The following is a 24,759-nucleotide window of genomic DNA, read 5'->3' on the forward strand; positions in this document are numbered from 1 at the left end:
ACCGCTACCCGCACCGCCAAGCACAATGTTTCCCATACAGCCCTCAGAGGGAGCGCACGTGGAGATCTCGCTTGACGGCAAGGTCGCGATCGTCACCGGCGCAGGACCCAACATCGGCAGCGGGATCGCACTCGCCCTGGCGCGGTACGGAGCGACGGTCGCGTGCAACGACGTCGACCCCGACGCGGCCGAGGCGTGCGCGCAGCGCGTCGAGCGCAACGGCGGCACCGCCATCGCGATTCCCGGCGACGTCACCGACGAGGAGCAGGTCACCGGCTACGTCGGCGACGTCGTCGAGCGCTTCGGCCACGTCGACATCCTCGTCAACAACGCCGCCGTGCTCGGCGGCAGGGGAGTGCTGGACGAGAGCACCGAGTTCTTCCGCCGCGCGGTCGAGGTCGCCGCGCTCGGCAACTTCCTCAACACCAAGCACGTCGGCAGGCACATGGCCGAACGCGGCATCCGCGGGTCGATCGTGGCGATCTCCTCCTCCAACGGTTGGTCGGGCACGGCGGGTGTGATCGCCTACGCCTTCCACAAGGGAGGGGTGAACAACTTCGTCCGCGCCGCGGCCATGGACCTCGCGCCCTACGGCATCCGCGTCAACGGGTTCACCCCCACCGCGCCGACACCGGACAACCCGGCGCTCATCGCCGAGCGCGGTCCCGGTGGTGTGCTGGAACGCCCGCGCGCCCACGGGATCGGCGGCGAGACCGGCGACGAGCCGTGGCGGCGCCCGTCGCGCTGGGCGGGGGAGCGGGTTCCGCTGGTCCCGATGGGGACCACCGGCACCCCGACCGACATCGGCCACGCCGTCGCCTGGCTGTGCTCGGACTACGCCCGCCTGATCACCGGTTGCGACCTGGTCGTCGACGGTGGTGCCCGCGCCAAGAACTTCGCCTACGCCCCCGCGGCCCCGGCCGACACCGCGGGCCCGGTCCCGCTGATCCCGCTGGACATCACCGGGGAGCTCGACCGCGACCTCTGAAGGCTGTTCAGGAATCATCGTGCTCAGCGGTGCGGCTGTCAGAACCCGCGGCGTGCGAGCTGAGTCCCACACCTGAAACTGCGGCTACCGCCGAGTTCCCCCGCACCTCCTAGCCGTCGATGAGCGCGGCGAGGCCGTCGAGGATGCGGTCCAGGCCGAACTCGTAGGCGTGGTCGGGGCTGTGGGCGGCTTGGTGCTCGGCACCGGCGGCTGCGCCGATGCGGGCCGCGTTGGGGTACTTCGCGGGATCGAAGACCGCAGCCAGCAGGGGTGCGTTGGTGTGCCACCACTGCTCGTCGGTGGTGGCGCTGTCCCGTTGCGCCGCTTCGGATTCCGCCGCCGCGAGAGCGGTGGAGCGGACGAAGTCGAGCACCAGCGTCAGCGCCGAGTCGATGGCCACGTCGTCGAGCCCGAGGCCGAGGAACGCGCCGAGCTCGTGCTCGTACTTGGTGATCAGGCCCGGACCCAGCGGCGGGCGGCTCGTCGAGACCTTCAACGCCCACGGGTGGAGCCGGTAGAGCTCGCGGTTGCGCGCGGCGACCTCGACGACCCGCTCCCGCCACGGCAGGTCCGCCAGCGGTTCTCGCGGCATCCGCTGGTAGATGCCGTCGAGCATGAGGTCCAGCAGCTCGGCCTTGCCGGGGACGTAGGTGTACATCGACATCGTCGACACGCCCAGGCGGTCGGCGACCCCGCGCATCGTCACCGACGCGAGCCCGTCGGCGTCGGCGAGTTCGACCGCGGCGTCGACGACCTGGTCGATGCTCAGTCCCTTGCGCGGGCCGCGCTGCGGTGAGCGCTCGCCCAGCTCGTGCCGCCACAGCAGTTCCAGCGTCCGCCCGGGATCTCCGGCGCTGCTCCGCTCAACCACCACGCATCACCTCCGTACACTGTACACTGTACGTCGTACGGGGAAATCGAGCAGGAGGGGGTCGCTGATGCGGATCACGGCAACTGCGGTGTCGCTCAACGTCGAGGACGTGGCGGCGTCGAGCCGGTTCCTGGTGGAGCACTTCGGATTCTCCGAGGTCATGGCCGCCGACGGGTTCGCCTCGCTGGCCAGGGAGGACGCCGGGGTCAACGTGGTGTTCCTGCGACGCGGGCTGGAGTCGTTGCCCGAGGACCAGCGCGAGGACCACGCCGCCGGGCTGATCCTGGCCTTCGAGGTCGACGACCTGGAGGGCGAGCTCGCCCGCCTGCGGGCCGAAGGCGTGGTCATCACCATGCCGCTGACGTTCGAGGAATGGGGCGAGCGAGCGTTCCAGGTCCGCGACCCCAACGGAGTGATCGTCCAGCTCGTCGACTGGAAGGGCTGAGGACTGTTGAGGGATCGCTTTGCGCGGCGGTGCGGGTGGCGGAACCTGAGCGGCTCCGCCACATTCATCAACAGCCCTTAGCGGGGGCGTGAGCCGGTGTGTCCGCGCCGGCCGGGGGATTGGTCTCCGGTCCCCGGCGGACGGCGAAGAACATCAGGACACCGCCGATGAGCACCAGCACGATCGGCCCGTACTCGTAGGGCATCAGCGCGCTCAGCCCCAGCAGCCAGAACGTGTAGAGACCCGGCAGGATCAGCCCGAACATGTAGCCGATCCCGTAGCCGCTGGCCCGCACGCTCGCCGGGAAGCGCTCGTTGAGGTACACCAGGATCACGCCCAGCGGAGCCGACGGCGTCGCCTTGGCGATCACGCCGAGCAGCACGATGAACCACGCCGGAGCTCCGGCCGGGACCGTGACCGCCAGCAGCAGGAACGAACCCGAGACGGCCACTGTGATCACCAAGGCCGCGCGCATCAGCAGCTTGCGCCGCCCGATGCGCTGTCCCAGCACCGCCATGCCCAGGATGGCCGCGATCGTCACCACCGACGAGACCATCTCGACCGTCGTCGTCAGCTGCGGGCTCACGTCGAGCACCTGCACCAGCAGCGTCGGCAGGAACGACACCGACATCTGCGCGGTGAACCAGTAGCCGCAGGTGAACAGGAAGACGCTGAAGATCAGCGCCCGGTGCGTGGTGAACAGCTCCACCACCGGCTGCTTGCTGCCCGACGCGCGCCGCTGCTCGTAGACCGACTCGTCCTCGACGACCTTGCGGTAGTGCATCAGGTACGCCACGCCGAGCCCGAACCCGACGATGAACGGGATGCGCCAGCCCCAGGTGAGGAACCCGTCGTGGCTGAAGGACTCCAGCAGCACGAAGATCAGCAGGTTCACACCGAGCACCGAGGCCGGTGCGCCGATGCCGATGAGGCCTCCGATCCGGCCGCGCCGCTCGGGTTTCGCCTGCTCCAGGGCCAGCGGGATCGGCGCTGAGTAGCCGCCCGCCAGGAAGATCCCGCCGACGAGGCGGAGGATCGCGAACAGGGTGATCGCGCCGTAGCCCATGAACTGGTAGCCGGGCAGCAGTCCCATCACCAGCGTGATGATCGTGAAGCCCCATCCGCTGATCATGGTGACCCGCTTGCGGCCGATGCGGTCGGAGAGGTTGCCGAAGATGACGCTGCCGATCGGCCGGGCCAGCAGCCCGATGGTGAACAGCAGCGTCGTGAACGTCGCCCGCGCCTCCACCGGCAGCCCCGGTGGCAGGAAGTAACCCATGGCAGCGGGCAGCACGAACGCCGGCAGGTAGACGTCGAAGCTGTCAACGAACATCGAGATCGCGCCGCCGCGCGCGGATCTCCGCTCGTCGGCCTCGGTGATGGGCTTGCCGGAACCGGACAGCGTCATCGCCGACCTCCCGTGGTTGTGGTGGTGCTCAGCCGTCCAGGTTCTCCGCCAGCCGTGCGGCCAGCGCTTCGTGATCGACCTCGTGCAGCGATCCCGCGCCGACCAGGTCCAGCGCGTGCGCCGCACCGGCTCCCATCGCCGCGCACGGCCCCATCACGCGGATGCTCGACAGCGCCGCCGCGTCGCCGTCCGCGCACCGGCCCGCCACGACGAGGTTGTGCACGTCCGGTGGCAGCAGCGATCGCAGCGGCACGTAGTGGACGTGGTCGGGACCGAAGGTCTCCCACACGTAGCCCTCCGGGCGGTCGTGCAGCTCGATCGGCCAGGACGTGCGGGCCACCGAGTCCGGGAACCGGGTGCCCGCGCGGATCTCGTCCGCGGTGAGCTGGTGGACCGCTCTGATCCAGCGGGTCTGCCTGCGTCCCGGGAAGCCGTAGGTGCGCACCCGGGCCCGGCCGAACACCTGCGGGTACTCGTCGCGCAGGAACGCCACGACCCGGTCGGCCTGGGCCTTGCCGCGCAGTTGGGCTCGGGCGGCCTCGACCGGGTCCAGAGGTGCCTCGATGTGGGTCATGTTCAGCACCGCCGTCCTGCGCCCGGGGAAGAAGAAGGCCAAGCCGTCGCGGCGCATCAGCCCGAACTCCTCGGCCCGCGCGGCGAGTCGCGCCGAGAGGTCGGCGGGTTCGGGCGCGCGGCCTTCGCCGAGGTTCTCCACGACGACCTGCTGGGACCCGTAGATCTCGCGCTCCGGCAGGTGGCAGGGGAGTCCGGCCTCCCAGGCGAGGGAGGCGTCCCCGGAGGCGTCGACGAACCCGGACGCGGCCACCGACACCTCGCCGAACCGGGTGGACAGCCGCAGGGAGTGGATCCGCTCGTCGCGCGACACCGACGTCAGCGAGGCGTTGGTGATCACCTGGACGTCGTGGGCCAGCACCGCGTTCTCCACCCACCGCCCGAGCGCCACCTCGTCGTAGTTGACGGTGATGGTGTGCCGGTGGTTGAAGTGGACGTCGTTGGTGCGGGCCAGATCCCGGAATATGTCGTCGAAAATGCCGTGCGTCAGCTGGCGGTACTCCGGGCCGTTGCCGAAAACCCCGCAGAAGAGGCCGATCAGCGAGTTGACCATCTGCCCGCCGAGCACCGGCAGCGCGTCGACGAGCACGACGCGCTTGCCGAGCTTCGCGGCTTCGATCGCGGCCGACACCCCGGTGATCCCGGCGCCGAGGACGCACACGTCGGCGGCGACGTGGTGGGCCACCGGTCCGGACGGCTTGGTGACCACCCGGACCGGCAGGTCCGACAGCGGATGCGGCATGGATCACACCCTAGGGAGCTTCTGCCGCGACGCGGAAATAGACGACGACCGGCCCGTCTCATCAACCGGGTCGATACTCGCAGCTCACCCGCCGCGCGCACTCGCCACCGCACCGCACAATTGCCCGGCACGACGTCCGTCCCCTGAAAACCCGAGTGCTCCGAGGGTTGCGGTGATCGTCCGTCCGGTTGGCGGAGCAGGCAGGAGCGGGGCCGCATATCCTCGCGGGCATGCAGCTAGATCTTTCGGGACGTACCGCGTTGGTCACCGGGTCGACGCAAGGGATCGGGTACTCCATCGCGCAGGGGCTGGCCCGGGCCGGAGCCCGGGTGGCGATCAACGGCCGCACCCCCGAGCGGGTCGACGAGGCCGTGCGGCAGATCCAGCAGGACGTGCCCGGAGCCGAGGCGGTGTCGGCGGCCGCCGACGTCACCACCGAGGCAGGGACCGCCGACCTGCTGAAGATCCTCCCGCGCGTGGACGTGCTGATCAACAACCTGGGCATCTTCGGCGCCCAGCCGGCCATGGAGATCACCGACGAGGACTGGCGCCGCTACTTCGAGGTCAACGTGCTCGCCGCGCTGCGCCTCACCCGCTCGTACCTGCCGGGGATGACGGGGGAGGGATGGGGTCGCATCCAGTACATCGCCAGCGATTCGGCCGTGGTCATCCCCGCCGAGATGATCCACTACGGCATGTCCAAGACAGCCCTGCTCGCCGCTTCCCGCGGCTTCGCCAAGGAAGCCGCCGGAACCGGGGTGACGGTGAACTCGGTGATCGCCGGGCCGACCCACACCGGTGGCGTGGAGAAATTCGTCTACGAGCTGGTCGACTCCTCGCTGCCGTGGGACGAGGCGCAGCGCCAGTTCATGCGCGAGCACCGGCCGCAGTCGCTGCTGCAGCGCCTCATCGAGCCGGAGGAGATCGCCAACATGGTCGTCTACCTCAGCTCCCCGCTGGCCTCGGCCACCACGGGTGCCGCGGTGCGCGTCGACGGCGGCTACGTGGACTCCATCCTGCCCTGATCGTGCAGGTCGGGGTGGTGGACCAGCCAGTCCCACATCGGTGCTGCGGCGTCGAACTCGCGCTCGGCGCCGCAGCGGCAGACCGCGCGGATCCTGTCGCCCGGCAGCCACTCCACGCGGTTGGCCAGGGTCTCGCCGGTCGGGCAGAGGGTGTCGATGGCGAGCTCCTGTCGGGTCCGCGATCCGGTCGCGAAGGGCGTGGGAGCTCCCACCGTATTGCTGTTGATCTTGACAGTAAACGGCAGAACCGTAAATCAGGGTTCGCCGATCGCTCGCGAGATGGCGCGGGCGCCCGCGCGCACGAGCGCGCTGAGCGCGTGCGGAGCAGCGCTGCCGTGGCGCACGACCAGCGACACCGCGGCGACGACCTCGCCCCGCTGGTCGTGCACCGGCGCCGCCACCGACAGCGCGTCGTCGGTGACCTGCCGGTCGCTGATCGCGAAACCGCAGCCGCGCGTCTCGGCCAGCATCCGCCGCAGCTCCGCCGGGTCGGTCACGGTCAGGTCGGTGTAGCGGGGGATGTGCCCGCCGAGCACCTCGTCCTGGACCTCGGTGGGGGCGTGCGCCAGCAGCACCAGCCCGACCCCGGTCGCGGTGAGCGCGAACCGCCCACCCACGCGGGTGCGCACCGGGATCGCGCCGCTGCACGCAATGCGCTCGACGAAGACGACCTGGGTGCCCTCGCGGACCGCCAGCTGCACGTTCTCCCGGGTCACCGCCGAGAGGTCCTCCATCGTCGGCAGCGCCCGCTCGCGCAGGCCCAGACCGCGTGGGGCGAGCGCGCCCAGCTCCCACAGCCGCAGGCCCACCCGGTAGGCGCCGTCCTCGCCGCGTTCGAGCGCGCCCCAGCCGACCAGGTCGCCGAGCATCCGGTAGGCCGTCGAGGGCGGGAGTCCGGCCTGGCGGGCCAGTTCGGTGAGCGTCAGCGCCGTGCGCTCCGGTGAGAACGCGTCGAGCAGGTGCAGCGTGCGGCGGACCACGGGACCGGTGGCCCCGGCCGGTTTTCCGCGCCGTGCGGCCATCACAGCCCGATCGTGCGGGCGAGGAAGTCGTTGCCGAACTTGCCGTCGGGGTCGAAACGCCGTGCCAGCGAGCGGAAATCGGCCAGCTTCGGGTACAGCAGGTCCAGGTCCGGAGGTTCGGTGGTGAACAGCTTGCCCCAGTGCGGGCGACCGCCGAAGGGCTCCAGCGCGGCTTCGACGTCGGGCAGCAGCCGCTCCACCGACGCCTGCGCCGGGCGCCAGGTGAAGTGGAAGGCCACCGAATCCGAGCCGTGCGCGGGGCTCAGCCACAGGTCGTCGGCGGCGATGGTGCGGATCTCGCCGATGTGCAGCAGCGGAGCCATCTTGTCCGCCAGCGGTCGCAGCGCCGCCAGCGCCGCCGCGCCGTGCTCGGCGGGCACGAAGTACTCGCTCTGCAGCTCGTCGCCGTCGCTGGGCGTGACACCGGCTTTGAAGTGCGGCAACCGCTCGTGCCACGAGCCCGCGACGCCGAGCTGCTCGGTGAGGTTGTCGATCCCGGTGCCGCGCAGCATGTGCGTGGGCACCTCGGCCGGGCGGGCGCCGAAGAAGTCGGTCCGGGAGTCGTCCCCCACCCGGGCTTTCGCCCAGACCTGGATGGTCTCGTCGAAGTCGGTGAACACGCTGACGCTGTAGGCGGCGGAGGTGATGGCGTCGAACTCGCCGAGCAGCGAGTCCCAGTCCAGGCCGAGGTGCACCGTGGTGGCGACGTCGAAGGCCGGTTGGACGCGCAGACCGATGCGGGTCACCACGCCCAGCGCGCCGAGATGCACCACGGCACCGGCGAAATCGGGGTCCTCGGGTCGCAGCCGCACCAGTTCGCCGTCGGCGCGCACGATGTCGAGTCCGGCCACCGCCGCGCTCAGCGAACCGTTGCGCACGCCGGAGCCGTGGGTGCCGGTGGCGGTCGCCCCGACGACGGTGATGTGCGGCAGCGAGGCCATGTTGTGCAGCGCGCGTCCGGAAGCGGCCAGGTGAGCGGCGAGTTCGCCGTAGCGCATGCCGCCGGGCACCCACGCGACGTCGCCGTCGATCTCGACGTCGTCGGGCAGGGCGTCCAGCGACAGGTGATCTGCGGTGGTGTCGGCGATGTCGTTGAAGCAGTGCCGCGAGCCGAGCGGTTTGATCCGCTCGGCCTCGGCGACGGTCCGCCGCACCTCCTCCACGCTGCGCGGGCGATGCGTCCGCTGCGCGCCGTAGGTGAGGTTCCCAGCCCAGTTCGTTCCACTACCAGCCACGGGGAAACGTTAACTCGGCGAACGCCGGCGGCGGTACGGCCTGCGATCATCGCACCGCCGCCGGAGGGCTCATGCCGAGACGTTGGCGGTGAGCTTGGCGACCGCGGTGGTCAGCTGCTCGACGACCTCCGGGTCCTCGGCCGGGTGGGTCTCGGCGAAGCGGGTCATCGAGCCGGGGATGCTGAGCTTGACCTCGTCGACGATGGCGGCACCCGCGATGCCGGCGGACTTGCGGGTCTCGTCCTGAGCCCAGACCCCGCCGTACTGGCCGAAGGCGGTGCCGATGACGGCGGTGGGCTTGCCGGACAGGGCGCCGGAGCCGAACGGGCGGGACAGCCAGTCGATGGCGTTCTTCAGCACGGCCGGGATGGTGCCGTTGTACTCGGGCGCGAACAGCAGGAACGCGTCGGCCGCGCCAGCGACCTCGCGCAGCCGGGTGGCGGCGGCGGGCACGTCGGCCTCGGTGTCGATGTCCTCGTTGTAGAAGGGCAGTTCGCCGAGACCGTCGAAGATCTCGATCTCGACATCGCTGGGGGCGAGGCTGCGCGCGGCTTCGGCGAGCTGACGGTTGTGCGAACCGGAGCGGAGGCTGCCGACGAGCGCGAGGATCTTGACGGACATTGGTATCTCTCCAGGTGAGGAGTATGGTGGAAGTTAATCGGACCGTGGTCCGATTAACTTTGTACCACCGAAGCGGACCGCGGTCCAGTTCCTTGTGGGAGGCGTTACGCTGTGCGCATGAGTGCTGGCACTCCGCAGATCGGGCCGACCGGCGACACCCTGGCCGGGCCGGTCGAACTCGACCTCACATCCGTCGACGGCGCCCGCCGGCCGCGCGCCGACGCCGTCCGCAACCGGGCCAAGCTGCTCGACGCCGCCGCTCGGCTGATGGCCGACTGCGGAGCCGCGAACCTGACCATGGACGCGGTGGCGGCCGAAGCCGAGGTCGGCAAGGGCACGGTGTTCCGCCGCTTCGGCGACCGCAACGGCCTGCTGCTGGCCCTGCTGGACCACGAGGAGCAGCGCCTCCAGCAGGCGTTCCTGTCCGGCCCGCCACCGCTGGGCCCCGGTGCACCGGCCATCGAGCGGCTGCGCGCCTTCGGGCCCGCCGTGATGCGCCACGAGCTCGCCCACGTGGAGCTCTACCTCGCCGCCGAGCCGCCCGCCGAACGCCGCTGCCTGGTGCCCGCGCGCGGACTCCGCCGGAGCCACCTGGCGATCCTGCTGCGCATGACCGAAGCCACCACCGACGTCGAGCTCGCCGCCGAAACCCTGCTGGCCTCCCTCGACACCCCGCTGGTGCACCACCTGGTCGAGCAGCGCGGATTCAGCCTCGACCGCCTCGACTCCGGCTGGCAGGACCTGGTCACCAGGCTCGCGACGCCCTTGCCGTGATCTTCCGCTGGGCGGGAAGATCGGTTTGGTGAAACCGCGTTCGCGGTGCGAACCTCCGGCGGCTCGTGCGTGAAGGGAGTTCGCCGGTGAACGACCCGGAGTCCGAAGTGCCGCCCCGACTTTCGGGGAGGGCTCGATGAACCCGGTGCCGAGGCGGAGCTTCCTCGCCGCGGCCGGACTGGGCGTTCTCGCCGGGGTCGCGGGCTGCGCACCCGGCACGCACCGGCCGGTGGTCGCCACCTACCTGACCACGTCCTACGACGATCTCTACCCGGGCGTGGAGATGTTCCTCGGAAGAGCCCGCGAGCTCGGCGGTTTCGACTTCGACGTGTTCCCCTCCGGGCAGCTGCTCGGCGCCGAGGAGCTCGTCCCCGGGATGCTGCACGGCGTCGCCGACGTGGTCCTGCAGACCAGCTCGTACGTGTCCTCCAGCTTCCCGATCCTCGGATCGCTGGAACTGCCCTTCACCACCGAGGACTTCGACCGCTACCTGCGCGCCTGCGACCCCGACAGCGAGGTGTCCCGGCTGATCAACCAGGGGCTGATCGGCCAGAACATGCGGATGCTCGGCGGCATGGCCACCGGGTTCGAATACCTCTGGACCATCGACAAGCCCATCCGCACACCCGAGGACGTGCGCGGGCTGCGGCTGCGGGTCGCCGGTGAGATCGAGGGCGAGACCGTCAAGGCGCTCGGCGGAGCACCGGTCTTCCTCGGATCCGCCGAGCTCTACCAGGCGCTGGAGCGCGGCACGATCGACGGGATGATGAGCTACCTCGGCACCGTGGTCTCCCGCGACCTGCAGGAGATCCTGCGCTACGGCACCGCCGCCCACTTCGGCGCGTACACCGTGGACGCCTACTGCCGCAACGACTGGTACGAGGCGCTCGCGCCGCGACAGCGCCACGCGCTCGACGAAGCCGGACGGGTGCTCTTCCGCGACGGCACCGCGAAGCTCGTCGACGTCCACGAGCACGAGTACCTGCCCGCCGTGCGCGATGCCGGCGTCGAACTCATCGAGCTCGACGAGGCGCGGCTGCGGCCCTTCCGCGACGCCGTGTCGGCGGTGCACGAACGCTGGCGCGCCCTGCTGGGCGACCCGGCCGCCGCGCACCGGGCGCTCCAGCTCATCCGCGACGCCTGAGGAGCGACGATGCTGAACCACCTCCGCCGCATCGTGCTGATCGGCACCCGGTCCATGGCGGTGCTGGCCATGATCACCGTCGGGCTGATGATGCTGTCCATCAGCTACGACGTCATCGCCCGCTACGCCTTCCGCGCGCCCACCGACTGGGCCTACCCGCTCAACTCCAGCGCGGTGCTGGCCGTGACGGTGCTGGCCGTTCCGCACCTGTACGCCACCGGCCACCACATCTCGATGGACCTCGTGCACCGCTCGCTGCCGCCGACGTTGCGCAAGGTCGCCGACGCGGTGACGACGACCGCGGCCGCGCTGCTCGGACTGGTGCTGGCCGTCACCGGCTTCCGGTCCATGGTGCTGTCCTACGGCCACGGGCTCACCGGTTCCGGCACGTTCAGCGTTCCACTGTGGATACCGGACCTCATCCTCGGCGCGGCCGGAGCGTTCCTGCTGCTCGTGGCGCTGCTGTTCCCGCCGCACGCCGAACCGGAGCTCGCCGCGACCGCCGCGGGCGCCGCGGGCGCCGACACCGCACAGGACGGAGCGAACGCGTGATCCTCTCCCACGGGCTCATCGTGGTGCTGGCGGTCGTGCTGCTGCTGGTGCTGATCGCGGTGCGGACACCGATCTTCATCGCCCTGTCGGTCTCCGGCATCGGCGGGCTGCTGTGCCTGTCCGGATTCGGCGGGTTGACGCTGGTGCCGCTGGCGATGGGCGCCCAGCTGCAGGAGTACGCGCTGGTCGCGGCACCGCTGTACATCCTGCTCGGCGAAGCGCTGGCCGTCACCGGACTCGGACGCGACCTGTTCGGAGCCGCGCACCGCTGGTTCACCCGCGTGCCGGGCGGGCTCGGCGCTTCGGCCATCGCGTCCTCGACGCTGTTCGGCGCGATGTCGGGGGTCAGCATCTCCTCGGTGGCGCTGATCGGGCGGATGGCCGTGCCCGAGATGCTCTCGCGCGGCTACAAGCCGGGTTTCGCCGCCGGTTCGGTGGCGGCGTCCGGCGCGCTGGCGATGCTCATCCCGCCGAGCCTGATGTTCATCCTCTACGCCTCGGTGACCGGCGAGAGCGTCGCCGCGCTGTTCGCCGGCGGCATCGTGCCCGGTCTGCTGCTCGCCGCGCTGATGATCGGCTACGTCGTGGTGCGCGCGAAGCTCAACCCCGACAGCGCGCCCCGCGACGGCGAGCGGTTCAGCTGGCGGGAGCGCTGGGCGGCCATCGGCAAGATCACGCCGGCGCTGGTGCTCATCGCGATGGTGCTCGGCTCGATCTACACCGGGTTCGCCACGCCCACCGAGGCCGCGGCGATCGGCGCGCTGCTGGCGTTCGCGATGACCGGGCTGGTGTACCGGAAGCTGGGGTGGCAGAACCTCAAGCTCATCTTCGCCTCGACGGCCACCGTGTCGGCGGCGATGCTGGCCATCGTCGGCTCGGCGTTCGTGTTCACCCAGATGCTGGTCGTGGCACGGGTTCCCGAGGCGCTCACCGATTTCGTGGTGGGCCTGGACGTGCACCCCTACGTGGTGCTGATCGGGATCATGCTGGTGCTGATCCTGCTGGGCTGCCTGGTGGACGCCGCGTCGCTGCTGCTGGTGGTGACGCCGATCCTGGTCCCGGCCATCGAGGAGCTCGGCTTCGACCCGCTGTGGTTCGGCGTGCTGCTGGTGGTGAACCTGGAGATGGCGGTGATCACCCCGCCGGTCGGGCTGAACCTCTACACGATGAAGTCGGTGGTCCCGGAGCTCGACCTCGGCGACATCTTCCGAGGTATCGCCCCCTACCTGGTGATCGAGTTCGCCCTGATCCTGCTGATGATCGCCGTCCCCGGAACGGCCACCTACCTGCCGAGCGTCATGACCTAGCCAGGTCTCACCCGAGGCCACGGCCTTGGTTCTGGTCCGAACCGTCCACGAACGACGTCCACTTCGCCCGGTCACTTCGGACCCGAACCGCCCACTGCCCCGGATGAGCGAGACAGGTGCCCGTGGTCAGAGCCACTGCGGGCGGCTGGAACCTCGGGGGAGGAGGACGTGGCGGTAGTGGCCCGGGGTGGCCGTCATGCGGACCTGGTCCGTGACGCCCTGGTAGTGGCCCAGCGGCGTGTCCGCGGTGAAGGTCTCGGGGTCCAGGTACGCGTGCTGCTCGCCGCGTCCGGCGATGTCGAAGGCGTAGGAGCGGTCGAAGACCCCGAGGCTCAGGATCCACAGGGCGGCGCGGGTCAGCGAGACGTGGACCCGCCAGCTGCCGCCTTCGGTGGCGCGTCGCGTCAGGGCCGCGGTGATCCCCGCGGTGAGAAGCCAGGACACGATGTAGTCGTTGACCACCAGGATCGGCGGGAGCATCGGCCTGGTGCCGTCGCCCTCCAGGTTCATCATCCCGACCAGGCTGCCCGCGGTCTGGTCGAAACCCACCCGGTCGGCCCACGGTCCGCGCTCGCCGTTGAGCGTGGTGGTCGCGTGCACGATCCCGGGCCGCAGCTGGGCGGCCTCGGCGGGCGACAGCCCGATCTCGTCGAGGTAGCCGGGACGCCGGTTGGCGTAGAAGACGTCCGCACCGGCCAGCAGTTCGGCGACCTCGTCGCGGTGCTTCCGGGGATCGATCGTCGCTGAGCGCACGCCCACGTTGGCGCTCATGTAGGCGCCCTCGTGCTCGAACTCGCCCGGCCGCCACAGGTTCAGCACGTCCGCGCCGTGCAGCGCGAGCGCCCGACCCGTCCCGGCCCCGGCGATGACGTGCCCCATGCCCAGCGCCCGGACGCCCGACAGCGGCTGTTCGACGCCCGGCGCCAGGGCTTCGGGTTCCGCATCGCCGATGCGCTCGATCTCCACCAGCGGCATGTCGGCGAAGTGCTCGGTGTGCTGCGGTTCGGCGAGGACTTCCTCGGCGCTGCGCAGCATCGGCATCACGACACCGGCCTCGGCCCCGGCCTCTTCGAGATCGCGGGCGTTCCACCGGCCGATGGCCGCCGCCACCGCCTCGGAGTCCTCCGGCACGCCGAGCAGCCGCTGCGCACCGGCCTTGATCTTCGGGTACGGGTTGAGCGGCATCACCCAGCGGTCATCGGCGGTGGGGTAGAAGCGGAAACCGAAGGCCTGGTTGGAATCTCCGGCGCCGGGATAGCCGTTGAGCAGCTCCCACTTGCGGTCGTAGAACGGGCACAACCGGTGCGGCGCGGTGCGCAGGTCGACCTCGATGTCCTGCCCCTCGCCGCCGCGCAGCCGCCACAACCGCGCGATCGCCGCGGACTTGGCCGCGAGGGTGATCGCGGCGGCGCCACCCAGCCGAAGCGTGCTCGGCACGACCGGGTCCGCGCCCAGGAACCGCACCTGCCCTCCGGTGTCGGCCGGGCTCATTCCGATCCCGGCCAGGACCTCGGTCAACTCGGCGTGGGCGTCGAAGTCGTCGTCGGTGCGGGGTGCGGCCACGGCTTTGGCGATCCGGTCGGTCAGCGTCACGATTCGCTCCCGTCTGGGACGTGACCACCGGCGGTCGCCGCGGTGGTCGGCGGGGACTGCCGGTTACTGCGGAAACTCGGAGATGGCCAGGAAGATCTCGCTGCACCACTCGACAATCTCGGACTCCGACGCGTTCAGCCCGCCGTCGAGCCACGCGGTGAGCGTCTGGGCCAGACCGCCGACCAGGAAGCTCGACAGCAGCTCCAGCCGGGCACCGCCCTGCACCCCGTAGACCTGGCGCGCCTGCGTGCCCATCAGCTGGGTGAACAGCCGCGTCGACTCGGTCCGCCGGTGCGCCAGCGGCGTGCCCGCCAGGAATGGGGAGAACAGCAACCGGCCGCGACGCGGATCGTCGGCGATGAGCCGCACGATCGTCGTCAGGCCGCAGCGCACCTTCCGCTCGGGCTCGTCGACGACGGTCACCGCGTCCAGCGCGGTGGTGGCGATCTCGTTGACGACGTGGTCGTAGACGGCGGTCGCCAGCTCGTCGCGGTCGGTGAAGCTCTCGTAGAAGTAGCGGTTGGCCAGTCCCGCCTGCCTGCAGACCCCGCGCACCGTCAGGCTCGGATCGCCGTCGGGGGAACCGAGGAGTTCCAGCCCGGCATCGATGAACATGGCGCGACGCTCGGCCTGGCGGTCCGAACCCGTCACGCCGCCGTAGACGCGCAGAGGAGTGGTGGCCACCCAACCATCTTGACATCTCGCAACGCGACTCGTCTCATGGATTTGACAACGACCGTTCCCAGATCTGGCGGTGGAGGTCGTGCGATGCGGCGCAGCAGCGGCGTGGAGGACTCGGTCATGGGAGCCGGCCTGCTGGCCGGAGCGGCGAACGTGATCATGCAGCTCAGCCGTCCCGGCGTCGGGTACGGCGTGGTGGAGAGCCGCGTCGACAGCGGAAACCTGTTCAAGCGCCCGGTCAAGCGCACCCGCACCACGATCACCTACATCGCGGTGGCCACCCTCGGCACCGACGAGGAACGCCGGGCGTACCGGCGCGCGGTGAACGCGCAGCACGCCCGGGTCCGCTCCACCGAGCGGAGTCCGGTGTCCTACAACGCCTTCGACCCGGAGCTGCAGCTGTGGGTCGCGGCCTGCATGTACAAGGGGATCGAGGACGTCCACCGCCTGTTCCGCGACATCTCCGATCCCGACGAGCTCGACGAGATCTACCGCTTCTCGGCTCCGCTGGGCACGACGCTGCAGGTGCGGGAGGACATGTGGCCCGCCGACCGCGCCGAGTTCGACCGGTACTGGAACGCCCAGCTCGCCGAGGTCCACATCGACGACACCGTGCGCGAGCTCCTGCACGACGTGGCCGCGTTGAAGTTCCTGCCGAAACCGCTCGGCGCCGCGTTCGGTCCCTTCAACCTGTTCCTGACCACCGGCTTCCTGCCGCCGAGGTTCCGCGAGGAGATGCGCCTGTCCTGGACGGCCCGCGACCAGGCCCGCTTCGACCGCATCATCGAGGTCGTCGCCGCGGTGCTCGGCCGCACTCCGCGCCCGCTGCGCCGCTTCCCGTTCAACCTCGCCCTGTGGGACCTGCGCCTGCGCATGCGACGCGGGATGCCGTTGGCGTAAAGCTTGTTTATGGATTGCTCTGGGGGTGTCAGAACCCGCGGCGGTGCGAGCTGAGGGAGTTCGTCTCGGTGCCCTCGCTGAGGTGGGCGTGGAGGTCTCGGCTGGCGGCGGCCATGGTGGGGGTGACGCCGAGGTCGGTGAGCATCTCGGTGGCCGCGGCCATCTCGTCGGTGCGGCGGACCGCGTGCTGGTGGGTGCCGGAGATGATGCGCTCCACAGTGGACTCACCGGCCGCGGTGAAGTCCGCGATGATGTTCTCCCGCAGCAGGTCCTCGAAACCGGCGGCCCTGGCGGCCTCCAGGGCTTCGACGATCGAGGCGGCCATCCCCTTGAAGTAGACGCTGCGCAACAACTTCCGGGTCGCCGCCAGCCCCGCCGGGCCGTCGAGCACCTCGACGTTCGCGCCGAAGCCGCGCAGCAGCTCGGCCGCGCGCGGCGCGCCGGATCCGCTGACCAGCAGCGGGACCTGGAGCCTCGGCCCGGGGACCGGCGCCATGATCGCCACGTCGGCGAACCGCACCCCGTGCTCGTCGGCGATCTCGGCCAGCCGCCTCTTCTTCTCCGGCGACGCCGTGTTGAGGTCGGCCCACACCGAACCCGGCGGGAGCGAGCCGATTCCGGCCTCCATCGCCTCCACGGCGACCGCCGAGCGGTTCACGCTGAGCACCAGGTCCGCGCCGGTCGCCGCATCGGACTCGCTGGTGGCCGCGACGAGGTCCGGCCCGGCCGCCACCGCGGGGTCGTAGCCGCGCACCACCGCGCCCGCCGCCGCCAGATCGGCGCTGAACGCGCCGCCCGCTTCGCCCAGGCCCAGCACGCCGATCACGGTCCGCTCCGACTGCTCCATCCGGTGCCACCTCCGGTCGCTCCACCGTCGCATCCACCCCGAAAATAGCCCGTCGGGCAGCCGGTGGCCGGTGAAGTGTTCCCGGATTCACGCCCGAACGGTCCGCATGGGAGGTCGTGTCCCCCTACAGCGACATTTGACGTATTCGTCCCGGGACGAGCGGCGCGGATCGGATGCGACGCCGGACCCGCGTCCCGCGGAGGTGCGAGCACTTGGATGGCGGTGGCGGCCCGCCGTGGCCAGTGCCGGGGCGCCCGTCGTGCCCATCCGCGTCCGAAGGAGTGCGCAGCCGTGGCAGAGTCAGGCACCAACGCAGGCCCGTCGAGACGAACGATCCTCACCGCGAGCCTCGTCGGCACGTCCATCGAGTGGTACGACTACTACATCTTCGGCACCGCGGCCGCGCTGGTGTTCGGGACGCTGTTCTACCCGCAGTTCTCGCCGGCCGCCGGAACCATCGCCGCGTTCGGGACCTTCGCCATGGGCTTCATCGCCCGACCGCTGGGCGCGGCGCTGTTCGGCCACTTCGGCGACCGGCTCGGCCGGAAGTCGATGCTGGTCATCACCCTGGTCATCACCGGAGGCGCCACCTTCTGCATCGGGCTGCTGCCCACCTACGGCGCCATCGGCCTCGGTGCGCCGCTGCTGCTGGTCGGGCTGCGGCTGCTGCAGGGGCTCGCCGTCGGCGGCGAGTGGGGCGGCGCGGTGCTCATCGCCACCGAGCACGCCGAACCCCGGCAGCGCGCCTTCTACGGCAGCTTCGCCCAGTTCGGCGTCCCGATCGGCGTGCTGACCTCCAACCTCGCGTTCCTGGCCGTGTCCGGCATGCCCGACGACAGCTTCACCACCTGGGGATGGCGGATCCCGTTCCTGCTGAGCATCGTGCTGATCGTGGTGGGCATCCTGGTGCGCGCCCGGCTCCAGGACACCCACGACTTCGCCGAGGTCAAGCAGCGGGAGGGCGTCAGCAAGATGCCCTTCGGCGAGCTGGTGCGCACCCAACCCCGCAACCTCGTGCTGTCCTGCCTCGCCTCGATCGCCCCGCCGGCCACCGGCTACATGGTGATCGTCTACATGCTCAATTACGGCACCCAGGCCGCCGGGTTCAGCCGCCCGACCCTGCTGACCCTGATCCTGCTGTCGACGCTGGTGTGGATCGTGGCCATCGTGTTCGCCGCGGTGGCCGCCGACCGCTACGGGGCCAAGAAGATCTACGTGCTGGGCGCGTTGACCGCCGTGATCTGGCCGTTCCCGATGTTCGCGCTGGTCGACACCGGGAACTGGGTCGCGGCCGGGATCGCGTTCTTCGTCGCCGCGATCGTGCAGGGCATCATGTCCGGGGCTCAGGGCGGGCTGTTCACCGAGCTGTTCGACGCCCGCTTCCGCTACAGCGGCATCTCCATCGCCTACCAGATGGGAGGCATGATCGGCGGCGCCCTGACACCCATCGTCGCGACCTCGCTCTACGCCGCCACCGGATCGTCCGGTCCGCTCGCGCTGTACCTGACGGCGCTGTGCGCGGTCACGCTGGTCACCGTCCTCGGCCTGCGCACCCGCACCGCGCTCACCGCTGCGAAACCCGCGCCGGCCGACTGAATCGGGCTTCCGCCAGGAAGACGCGTGGTTGCCCTCGCGCGTTCGGTGGGCCTTAGATTCAGGGTGGGCGACGGCGAGGAGGCTGCATGCGACCACCGGGACGCGCGCCGCTGGCGGGTGCCACCGCCGAGCCGGTCGTGCGCGCCCTGGTCGACGTCTCCGCCGACGGGCTGGCCGTGCTCGACGAGGACGGCCGCTTCGCCGAGGTCAACGCGTCCGGTCACCGCATCCTCGGCTTCGGTGAACGAGCGCTGCGCGGGCACCCCTCGCCGTTCGAAGCCGGTCGCGCGCAGCCGTCCTCGGACGTGCGCAGGCAAACCGAGTGGCAGGGCGGCGACGGGCGCTGGCAGCGCCTGGAGTACCGGATCTCGGAGCTGCCCGACGGGCGGGCCGCCGTCTGGTTCACCGACATCACCGAAACCCTGCGGGAGCAGGAGCGGCTCTCGGCGATCACCCGCGCCGCCGCCAGCGTCGCCGACTCCGGATCGCTCAGCGCCACCCTCGACGCCGTGGCGCGCGAGGTGTGGAGGACCGCCAACATCTCCGCCGTGCAGATCATGACCATCGAGCACCCGCGCGACGAACTGCGCGTGGTGGGCATGGCCGGGTTCGGCGACACAACCGGGTTCACCGAGCGGCTCAGCGAATGCCGGAGGCTCGGCGCCGACGTGCGGTTCATCGACGCCCTCGAACAGCGGCAGGCCGTGGTCGTGCTGCACCGCAAGCGGGCGATCATGAACGATCCGCGCTGGCTGCCGCTCAAGCAGATCATGAGCGAACCCGACTGGGACGGCTTCGTGTCCATGCCGCTGGTGGTGCGCGGCAGCGCGCTCGGCGTCATCAACGCCTACTACGTGCCCGGCGACGATCCCGGCCCGAGCTCGTTGGCGTTCCTGTCGGCGATGGCCGACCACGCGGCGGTCGCCATCGAAACCGCCTCGCTGCTGGCCCAGACCCGCTCCCGCGCCCAGATGGAGGAGCGCCGGAAGCTCGCCCGCGACCTGCACGATTCCGTGGTGCAGCAGCTGTTCTCGATGGGCATGCAGGCCCGCGCGCTGCGTTCGCGCCTGGACCGCACCCGCGAAGGCGGTGCGGACGTGCGCGAGGGCGTCGAGGAGATGGTGGGACTGGCGCGCAACGCCTTGGCCGACCTGCGCGGGCTCGTGTTCGAGCTGCACCCGCTCGACCTCGCCGACCGCGGCCTGGTCGACGCCGTGCGCAGCTACGCCGCCGGGATCGAGGCCCGCAGCGGGCTCGTCGTCGAGGTGCACGCCGACGACGGGCTGGAGCTGGACCTGGGCGTCGACGTCGAGGAAGACCTCTACCGCATCGTCCAGGAGGCGCTGCACAACGTCGTCAAGCACGCCCGCGCCGGACGGGCCGACATCGAGTTCGGGCGCTCCGGGCGCGACGGCGGCGGGGTGACCGTGCGCATCACCGACGACGGCACCGGCACCACCGCCGATGCCGGCAGCGGGAAGAAGCTCGGCCTGGTGTCGATGCGCGAACGCGCCGAGCGGTGGCGCGGCGGTCTGGTCGCAGGAGGCCAACCCGGTGGGGGATGGGCGGTCGAGGTCGCCCTGCCCGCCACGGCGGCCCGCTGAACAAGTCCACGAGGGAGGGAGTGGTGATCGAGATGATCGCGACCGAGGCGGTGCGCGTGCTGGTGGTCGACGACCACGCGATCGTCCGCCGGGGCCTGCGCGCCTACCTCGACGCCGAACCGACCCTGGAGATGCTGGGTGAGGCGGTCGACGGGCAGGACGCCGTGGCCCGGCTCACGCAGTGGCACGTCACCGGATCCCGCATGCCCGACGTGGTGCTGATGGATCTGCAGATGCCCAGGATGGACGGCGTCGAAGCCACCCGGGCCATCGTCCGGTCGCACCCCGAGCTCAAAGTGGTGGTGCTGACCAGCTTCGGCGAGGCCGAACGCGTCCACGCCGCGCTGACCGCCGGTGCCGCCGGGTACGTCCTCAAGGACGCCGACACCGACGAGGTCGCCACCGCCATTCACGCCGCCGCCACCGGAGAGGTCCACCTCGACTCGGCCGTGGCCCGCCTGCTCGCCCGCCGCATGGCCGCGCCCAAGACCGGCCTGACCTCCCTGACCAGCCGCGAGCGGGAGATCCTCGTCCTGGTGGCCCAGGGCCTGTGCAACCGCGAGATCGCCGAGCGCCTGGTCATCAGCGAACGCACCGCCCGCACCCACGTCAGCAACCTCCTCGGCAAGCTCCAGCTCTCCTCCCGGACGCAAGCGGCCCTCCTCGCCATCCGGGAGGGACTGGTCTCCCCGCCCACGTGAACGGTCTGGGAAGGGACGGATGTCTCGATCCGGTCGGTGCTCGGCGGCGGGTGTTGTGCCGTCAGGGGTCGGATCTGCGGGAGCGGGCGGGTTCGTAGGTTCGTGGGCAGGGCGGGCATCCGATTGGTAGGGGAGAAATCCGGGACATGGACGGGACTTTCGTGCTGGTGCACGGGGCGTGGCACGGCGGTTGGTGCTGGGACCGGGTGGCACCGCTGCTGCGGGCCGCCGGGCACGAGGTGCACGCGCCGACGCTGACCGGGCTCTCCGAGCGCTCCCACCTGCTCTCGCCGCAGGTCGGGCTGGACACCCACACCGAGGACGTCGTGCGCCACCTCGACGTGCTCGGGCTGCGCGACGTGGTGCTGGTCGGGCACAGCTACGCAGGTCAGATCGTCAGCGCCGTCGCCGACCGGAGGCCCGAGGTGGTGACGCGCAGGGTGTACCTCGACGCGTTCGTCGGCACCGACGGCGAAGCGGCCGGCGATCTCCTGCCCGACCAGGTGCGCCACCACTGGGCCGAATCGGCCATCAGCGACGGTTTCGGCTGGATGGTTCCGCCTCGCTCCCTGTCGGTGCTCGGCGTCAGCAAGCCGGAGGACGTCGACTGGCTCACCCCGAAGCTCACCCCGCATCCGTGGAAGACCTACACCGACCCGCTGCGCCTGACCGGAGCCGAGGCCGACGTGCCCGCGGTGTTCGTCGAATGCGTCGACTGGATGCGGGTCTTCCGCGCCCACGCCGCCCGCGCGCACGCCAGGGGCTGGCCGGTGCACGAGCTCAAGACCGGCCACGAAGCCATGGTCACCGCCCCAGCCGAACTTGCCGATGCGCTCATCGACATCGCCCGGAACTGACGGGAGAGCCCGTGGAATTCCTGGTCCGCTCCGAGAACCGGCTCCCGCCGGACACACCCGACGAACGACGCGCCGAGCTCAAGGCCGCTGAACGTGCCCGTGCGATTCAGCTGCGCGAGCGCGGAATCCTCAAGCGCCTGTGGCGGGTGCCCGGCCGCAACGCCACCGTCGGGCTCTACGAAGCCGACGACCCCGCGCAGCTGCACGAGGCGCTGATGTCGCTGCCGCTGTCGCCGTGGCTCGACGTCACCGTCGAAGCCCTGGCCACCCACCCGCAGGAGAGCGGCGCATGACCGAGATGGACGACATACCGGGGACGTTCGTCTTCAACGGGGGCGCAGCGCGGCGCGGGTACCGGCTCAACAAGATGCTCATGTCCTTCCGCGACCCCGCCGCCCGGCAGCGGTTCCTCACCGACGAGAGCGGCTACTGCGACGAGTTCGGCCTCACCGACGCCCAGCGGGACGCCGTCCTCGACCGCGACTGGCAGGCGTTGTGCGAGGAGGGCGGCAGCATCTTCTACGTCTTCAAGCTCGCGATGGTCGACGGCAAGTCCATGCAGCACCTCGGCGGTGCGTTCACCGGGATGACCGAGCAGGAGTTCGTGGCGATGATGCGCGCAGGCGGGAGGACCGGTGGCTGAGGTGATCTGGGGTCTGGCGACCTCCCACGTGCCCTCGATCGGCGCCGCCATGGACGGCGGCAAGACCCAGGACCCGTACTGGAAACCGCTCTTCGACGGCTACCGCCCGGCCCGCGAGTGGATGGCCGAGCGCACCCCTGACGTGGCGCTGGTGATCTACAACGACCACGCCAACGCCCTGGACCTCGACGTGGTGCCGACCTTCGCCCTCGGCACCGCCGAGTCCTACCGGGTCGCGGACGAGGGCTTCGGCCCGCGCCCGGTGCCCGAGGTCGCCGGTGCCCCGGAGCTGGCGCTGCACCTGCTGGAGAGCCTCGTCGACGACGGCTTCGACATGACCGCGCTGCAGAGCCTCGACGTCGACCACGGCTGCACCGTCCCGCTGTCGGTGTACTGCCCCGATCCGGGAGAGCGGTGGCCGTGCGCGGTGGTTCCGCTGCTGGTCAACGTCATCCAGTACCCGCAACCCACGGCCGCCCGCTGCTACGCCCTCGGCAAGGCGATCGGTCGCGCCCTGCGGGCGTACCCGCCGGAGGTGGAGGTCGCGATCTTCGGCACCGGCGGGATGTCGCACCAGCTGGCCGGGGCGCGAGCAGGGCTCATCAACCCCGAGTTCGACCGGATGTTCCTGCGCGAGATCGAGACCGATCCCGAGCACCTGGCGGGCCTGTCCCGCGCCGACTACGTGCGCGAGGCCGGTTCCGAGGGCTTCGAGCTGGTCATGTGGCTGATCATGCGCGGTGCCCTGTCCGAGCGCATCCACCGCGTGCACGACACCTACCACGTCCCGGCCTCCAACACCGCCGCCGCGCTGGCGCTCTTCGAGAACCGCCCCACGCCGAGTTGATCTCCGGCTACCGTGGGCGGCTGAAGGTGGACATCAGCCGGAACCGGAGGCGGTACCTTGTCGGCGGAGATCAAGCGCCCACTCGCACGAGCTGCGGGTGTGCTGGTGCTGATGGCGGTGTTCCTGGTCGTCGTGTGGTTCGACGATCCGACGGTCGGCGGGTTCCTCACCGGTGGCGTCCTCGCCGGTTTCGCCGGCCTGTGGTTGCCGACGCGGATCGGCATCGCCGTCACCCTGCCCTACGCGGTCGGCCTTTTCTTCGTGCAGCACGTGGGGCACGGTCACGCGCCGGGCGCGGTGATGCTCATCGTCGTCGGTGCGATCGCCTGCTTCGCGATCGGCGTCTTCGTGCGCTCCAGGCACGACAGCAGCGCCGCCGAACCGGAGGCGTGATCGCGCCGGATCAGCCGAGCCAGAGCGCGGCCGCGGTGACCAGGGCCGACGAAGCGCGCAGCAGGGTGGGTTCCAGTCCGGTCGGCACGAACTCGGGCGAGTGGTTGCCGGGCGCCTTCCCGGCCGCCACCGCTGCGTTCGGCCTCGCCGGATCCGCGTAGAGCGCGGGGTCGAAGCCCCCGAAGTTCCAGAACACCGACGGCACCCCGGCCGCGGTGCCGAACGCGCCGAAGTCCTCGCTGCCGGCCTTCGCCTGCGGCGTGTGGACGACGTCCTCGCCGAACTCCCCGGCGAAGGCGTCGGAAACCCGGCGTGCGGCGTCGACGTCGTTGACCAGCAGCGGGAACGAGTTGATCGGCTCGATGTCGGGTTCGCGGGGTGCGCCCGCCGCCGCGGCCTCGTGGCGGACGATGCGGCCGATGGCGGCCAGCACGGTCTCCCGCACCTCCGGGTCGAAGGTGCGCACGTTGAGCTTGAGCTCGGCGGTGGTGGGGATGACGTTCTCCTTGCCGCCCGCGTGCACGGCGGCCACGGTCACCACCGCGACGTCCTCGGGGGAGATCTCCCGCGCCACCACGGTCTGCAACCGCAGCACGATCGAGGAGGCGATGACGATCGGATCGACCGTGGCCTGCGGCTGCGCGCCGTGCCCGCCCCGGCCGTGCACCGTGACCTGCAGGCTGTCGGCGGCGGCCATGAACACCCCGGGCCGCACGTACAGGTGCGTGCTCGGGGCCGAGGCGATGTGCTGGCCCAGGGCCACGTCGAAGGCGGGGAAGCGGTCCAGGAAACCGTCGTCGATCATCGCCCGCGCTCCGCCGCCGACCTCCTCCGCGGGCTGGCACACCGCCAGAACCGTTCCCGACCAGGCATCTCGGCGTGCGGCCAGCTGCTCGGCCGCGCCGATCAGGGCCGCCATGTGCGCGTCGTGCCCGCAGGCGTGCATCACCGGGGACTCGTTGCCGTCGGCGTCGACGCCGACGGCCGTGCTGCGGTAGGGGACCTGGTCGACCTCGCGGACGGGCAGCGCGTCCATGTCCGCCCGCAGCAGCACGCCCGGCCCGTCGCCGTTGCGCAGCACGCCCACGACGCCGGTCCCGCCGACCCCGCCGGTCACCTCGTAGCCCGCGGTCCGCAGGCGCTGCGCCAGGACCCCGGCGGTGCGCTGCTCCTGGAACGACAGCTCCGGGTTCCGGTGCAGGTCCTCGTAGAGCTCGCGGACACCTGCGATGCGGTCTTCCAACCCGGCCAGCAGCCCGGACATCCCCGCTCCTCCCGTGGGCGACGGAGCCACCCTCGCACCTCGCACGCCCGAGGCGAAGCGCGCGGGGTCTCATCGGGGGATCGGCCTCGCCTGCGAGGGCCATCAGCGCCATGCTGGTGATGGCCT

At 71.0% G+C, this 24,759-nt stretch carries 27 protein-coding genes; 16 read left to right on the forward strand and 11 right to left on the reverse strand.

Annotated elements, in window-relative coordinates; all coding sequences use genetic code 11:
- Positions 1–58: 58 nt before the first annotated feature.
- Positions 59–988, forward strand: coding sequence for an SDR family NAD(P)-dependent oxidoreductase (locus E1181_RS12145; RefSeq protein ID WP_132674143.1), 930 nt, complete (start codon positions 59–61; stop codon positions 986–988).
- A gap of 109 nt (positions 989–1,097) precedes the next feature.
- Here the strand turns inward: E1181_RS12145 and E1181_RS12150 are convergent, their stop codons facing one another.
- Positions 1,098–1,859, reverse strand: coding sequence for a TetR/AcrR family transcriptional regulator (locus E1181_RS12150; protein WP_328590881.1), 762 nt, complete (start codon positions 1,857–1,859; stop codon positions 1,098–1,100).
- 67 nt (positions 1,860–1,926) lie between these two features.
- Here E1181_RS12150 and E1181_RS12155 point away from each other — a divergent pair, with 67 nt between their 5' ends.
- On the forward strand, positions 1,927–2,304 hold the full coding sequence (locus E1181_RS12155) for a VOC family protein (protein WP_132674145.1): 378 nt from the start codon (positions 1,927–1,929) through the stop codon (positions 2,302–2,304).
- 67 nt (positions 2,305–2,371) lie between these two features.
- Here E1181_RS12155 and E1181_RS12160 read toward each other — a convergent pair whose 3' ends face one another.
- Both E1181_RS12160 and E1181_RS12165 read right to left on the reverse strand, forming a co-directional pair.
- Positions 2,372–3,712 carry an MFS transporter gene (locus tag E1181_RS12160; RefSeq protein WP_132674146.1) on the reverse strand — a complete coding sequence of 447 codons (1,341 nt, stop codon included), beginning with the start codon at positions 3,710–3,712 and terminating at the stop codon, positions 2,372–2,374.
- Between the two features lie 28 nt (positions 3,713–3,740).
- Positions 3,741–5,027 (reverse strand): FAD-dependent oxidoreductase, encoded by a 1,287-nt coding sequence (locus E1181_RS12165; RefSeq protein WP_132674147.1) that lies wholly within the window; start codon positions 5,025–5,027, stop codon positions 3,741–3,743.
- A gap of 230 nt (positions 5,028–5,257) precedes the next feature.
- Here E1181_RS12165 and E1181_RS12170 point away from each other — a divergent pair, with 230 nt between their 5' ends.
- On the forward strand, positions 5,258–6,052 hold the full coding sequence (locus E1181_RS12170; protein ID WP_132674148.1) for an SDR family NAD(P)-dependent oxidoreductase: 795 nt from the start codon (positions 5,258–5,260) through the stop codon (positions 6,050–6,052).
- Here the strand turns inward: E1181_RS12170 and E1181_RS12175 are convergent.
- The 4 genes from E1181_RS12175 to E1181_RS12190 all read right to left on the reverse strand — a co-directional run bounded on the left by E1181_RS12175 (position 6,028) and on the right by E1181_RS12190 (position 8,930).
- Positions 6,028–6,264, reverse strand: a complete 237-nt coding sequence (locus tag E1181_RS12175; RefSeq protein WP_235876707.1) for a hypothetical protein — start codon at positions 6,262–6,264, stop codon at positions 6,028–6,030. The two genes, E1181_RS12170 and E1181_RS12175, sit on opposite strands and share 25 nt — an antisense overlap.
- A gap of 42 nt (positions 6,265–6,306) precedes the next feature.
- Entirely contained in the window at positions 6,307–7,074 is a 768-nt protein-coding gene (locus E1181_RS12180) for an IclR family transcriptional regulator (protein ID WP_132674149.1), read from the reverse strand.
- The gene (locus tag E1181_RS12185) at positions 7,074–8,309 is read right to left on the reverse strand and encodes a D-arabinono-1,4-lactone oxidase (RefSeq protein WP_132674150.1); all 1,236 of its coding nucleotides are present in this window, start codon (positions 8,307–8,309) and stop codon (positions 7,074–7,076) included. Before E1181_RS12185 ends, E1181_RS12180 begins: the two co-directional genes overlap by 1 nt.
- A gap of 69 nt (positions 8,310–8,378) precedes the next feature.
- Entirely contained in the window at positions 8,379–8,930 is a 552-nt protein-coding gene (locus E1181_RS12190) for an NADPH-dependent FMN reductase (RefSeq protein ID WP_132674151.1), read from the reverse strand.
- A gap of 117 nt (positions 8,931–9,047) precedes the next feature.
- On the opposite strand from E1181_RS12190, the gene E1181_RS12195 reads away from it, so the two are divergent.
- From E1181_RS12195 to E1181_RS12210, 4 genes are all read left to right on the forward strand, one after another.
- Positions 9,048–9,704, forward strand: coding sequence for a TetR/AcrR family transcriptional regulator (locus E1181_RS12195; protein ID WP_132674152.1), 657 nt, complete (start codon positions 9,048–9,050; stop codon positions 9,702–9,704).
- 136 nt (positions 9,705–9,840) lie between these two features.
- Positions 9,841–10,848, forward strand: a complete 1,008-nt coding sequence (locus tag E1181_RS12200) for a TRAP transporter substrate-binding protein (protein WP_132674153.1) — start codon at positions 9,841–9,843, stop codon at positions 10,846–10,848.
- Between the two features lie 9 nt (positions 10,849–10,857).
- Positions 10,858–11,400, forward strand: a complete 543-nt coding sequence (locus E1181_RS12205) for a TRAP transporter small permease (RefSeq protein WP_132674154.1) — start codon at positions 10,858–10,860, stop codon at positions 11,398–11,400.
- Positions 11,397–12,707 (forward strand): TRAP transporter large permease, encoded by a 1,311-nt coding sequence (locus E1181_RS12210; RefSeq protein ID WP_207922119.1) that lies wholly within the window; start codon positions 11,397–11,399, stop codon positions 12,705–12,707. Before E1181_RS12205 ends, E1181_RS12210 begins: the two co-directional genes overlap by 4 nt.
- Positions 12,708–12,833: 126 nt before the next feature.
- On the opposite strand, the gene E1181_RS12215 is transcribed toward E1181_RS12210, so the two are convergent.
- Positions 12,834–14,300: a CoA transferase gene (locus tag E1181_RS12215; protein ID WP_132674155.1), complete on the reverse strand. Its 1,467-nt coding sequence runs from the start codon at positions 14,298–14,300 to the stop codon at positions 12,834–12,836.
- A gap of 63 nt (positions 14,301–14,363) precedes the next feature.
- On the reverse strand, positions 14,364–14,984 hold the full coding sequence (locus E1181_RS12220; RefSeq protein WP_132674156.1) for a TetR/AcrR family transcriptional regulator: 621 nt from the start codon (positions 14,982–14,984) through the stop codon (positions 14,364–14,366).
- A gap of 84 nt (positions 14,985–15,068) precedes the next feature.
- Between E1181_RS12220 and E1181_RS12225 the strand changes: the two genes are divergently transcribed.
- A complete protein-coding gene (locus E1181_RS12225; protein ID WP_132674157.1) occupies positions 15,069–15,881 on the forward strand; it encodes an oxygenase MpaB family protein in 813 nt (270 codons plus the stop codon).
- Positions 15,882–15,909: 28 nt separating this feature from the next.
- Here E1181_RS12225 and E1181_RS12230 read toward each other — a convergent pair whose 3' ends face one another.
- Positions 15,910–16,728 (reverse strand): DUF1932 domain-containing protein, encoded by an 819-nt coding sequence (locus tag E1181_RS12230; protein ID WP_132674158.1) that lies wholly within the window; start codon positions 16,726–16,728, stop codon positions 15,910–15,912.
- Between the two features lie 291 nt (positions 16,729–17,019).
- Here E1181_RS12230 and E1181_RS12235 point away from each other — a divergent pair, with 291 nt between their 5' ends.
- The 8 genes from E1181_RS12235 (at position 17,020) to E1181_RS12270 (ending at position 23,369) form a co-directional block, all read left to right on the forward strand.
- Complete coding sequence (locus E1181_RS12235; protein WP_235876708.1) at positions 17,020–18,324, forward strand: MFS transporter; 1,305 nt, start codon at positions 17,020–17,022, stop codon at positions 18,322–18,324.
- An 86-nt stretch (positions 18,325–18,410) separates the two neighbouring features.
- Positions 18,411–19,928, forward strand: coding sequence for a PAS domain-containing sensor histidine kinase (locus E1181_RS12240; protein WP_132674160.1), 1,518 nt, complete (start codon positions 18,411–18,413; stop codon positions 19,926–19,928).
- A 32-nt stretch (positions 19,929–19,960) separates the two neighbouring features.
- Positions 19,961–20,629, forward strand: coding sequence for a response regulator (locus tag E1181_RS12245; protein ID WP_132674262.1), 669 nt, complete (start codon positions 19,961–19,963; stop codon positions 20,627–20,629).
- A gap of 146 nt (positions 20,630–20,775) precedes the next feature.
- A complete protein-coding gene (locus E1181_RS12250; RefSeq protein WP_132674162.1) occupies positions 20,776–21,486 on the forward strand; it encodes an alpha/beta hydrolase in 711 nt (236 codons plus the stop codon).
- 11 nt (positions 21,487–21,497) lie between these two features.
- Positions 21,498–21,779 carry a muconolactone Delta-isomerase gene (locus E1181_RS12255; protein ID WP_132674164.1) on the forward strand — a complete coding sequence of 94 codons (282 nt, stop codon included), beginning with the start codon at positions 21,498–21,500 and terminating at the stop codon, positions 21,777–21,779.
- Entirely contained in the window at positions 21,776–22,129 is a 354-nt protein-coding gene (ligA, locus tag E1181_RS12260; protein WP_132674166.1) for a protocatechuate 4,5-dioxygenase subunit alpha, read from the forward strand. The genes E1181_RS12255 and ligA overlap by 4 nt, the downstream gene beginning before the upstream one ends.
- Entirely contained in the window at positions 22,122–22,976 is an 855-nt protein-coding gene (locus E1181_RS12265) for a class III extradiol dioxygenase subunit beta (RefSeq protein ID WP_132674168.1), read from the forward strand. Before ligA ends, E1181_RS12265 begins: the two co-directional genes overlap by 8 nt.
- Positions 22,977–23,033: 57 nt before the next feature.
- Entirely contained in the window at positions 23,034–23,369 is a 336-nt protein-coding gene (locus E1181_RS12270) for a hypothetical protein (protein ID WP_132674170.1), read from the forward strand.
- Between the two features lie 10 nt (positions 23,370–23,379).
- On the opposite strand, the gene E1181_RS12275 is transcribed toward E1181_RS12270, so the two are convergent.
- On the reverse strand, positions 23,380–24,633 hold the full coding sequence (locus E1181_RS12275) for an amidohydrolase (RefSeq protein ID WP_132674172.1): 1,254 nt from the start codon (positions 24,631–24,633) through the stop codon (positions 23,380–23,382).
- Positions 24,634–24,759: the final 126 nt, after the last annotated feature.

The organism is Saccharopolyspora terrae, from assembly GCF_004348435.1.
Lineage (GTDB): Bacteria > Actinomycetota > Actinomycetes > Mycobacteriales > Pseudonocardiaceae > Saccharopolyspora > Saccharopolyspora endophytica.